Annotated in this window: 1 protein-coding gene and 1 pseudogene; one reads left to right on the forward strand and one right to left on the reverse strand. The window is 70.3% G+C overall.

The window, feature by feature from the left end; genetic code table 11:
- Window positions 1-33 precede the first annotated feature (33 nt).
- Window positions 34-372: pseudogene (locus tag G6R25_RS24315) on the forward strand (RapZ C-terminal domain-containing protein); the annotation flags it as partial.
- Window positions 373-376: 4 nt separating this feature from the next.
- Here G6R25_RS24315 and G6R25_RS24320 read toward each other — a convergent pair.
- Window positions 377-688: a hypothetical protein gene (locus G6R25_RS24320; protein WP_136449602.1), complete on the reverse strand. Its 312-nt coding sequence runs from the start codon at window positions 686-688 to the stop codon at window positions 377-379.
- Between the last annotated feature and the right edge of the window lie 139 nt (window positions 689-827).

Genomic DNA, 827 nt, shown 5'->3' on the forward strand with positions numbered 1-827 from the left:
TTGACTTGACTTGACAACTACCGCGGCGACCCGGACGAGCCCGACATCGAGGTCGACCTGCGTCCCTACCGCGATCCGCACGCCGCGGCGAACCTGCGGTACCTCACCGCCCACGACGCGGAGGTGCAGGACGCGGTCCGGCACACGCCAGGGATCAGCGACCTGGTCAACCGGATGGTGGAGCAGGCGTTGCTGCTTGGCCGCAGCGCCAACGAGGTGACGATCGCGTCGTTCTGCGCTGGCGGGCGACACCGTGGCCCGGTGGCCGCCGAGATGATCGCCGAACGGCTGCCCGGCGGCAACGTGAACCTGTTCCACCACGACCTCGACAAGCCGGTCGTGGAGCGGCCGATCCGCGAGGCGAACCGCTGACGGGCTAGGGCACGTCGCCCTCGTCGGCCGCGGGTGCCTCGTCGCGCGGCCGGGGTGGCGCCACCTGGAAGGTGATCACCGTGACCTCGCCGTCGCTCGTGCCCTTGACCAGACGCGCGTCGGCGGGGATCAGGAGTGCGAGGTTGGCGCCCAGGTCCGAAGCCCGCATCCCCCCGTCGGCGATCAGCATGGAAAGCCCGGTGAGCTCGGAGTGGTGCACGGTCGCGGATGGCGCGGTGAACTCCACCGGGGGTCCGGGCTCCCACATCGGCGCGTCGGTGTCGATGGCATCGGGTCGCTCGGCGGCAATGCTCATGATCGGACCTCGTCCCCGTAGGCGGCCCACCAGGCGCAGACCGGGCGGGCCAAGGTAAACGCGCGTGTCCAGGGCAACCTAGCGAGCCTGTAGACGTGTGTCGACAGCACACGTCGGCAGCGTGAAGCGGCGCCTAGTG

The organism is Candidatus Frankia alpina (assembly GCF_902806485.1).
GTDB lineage: Bacteria > Actinomycetota > Actinomycetes > Frankiales > Frankiaceae > Frankia > Frankia alpina.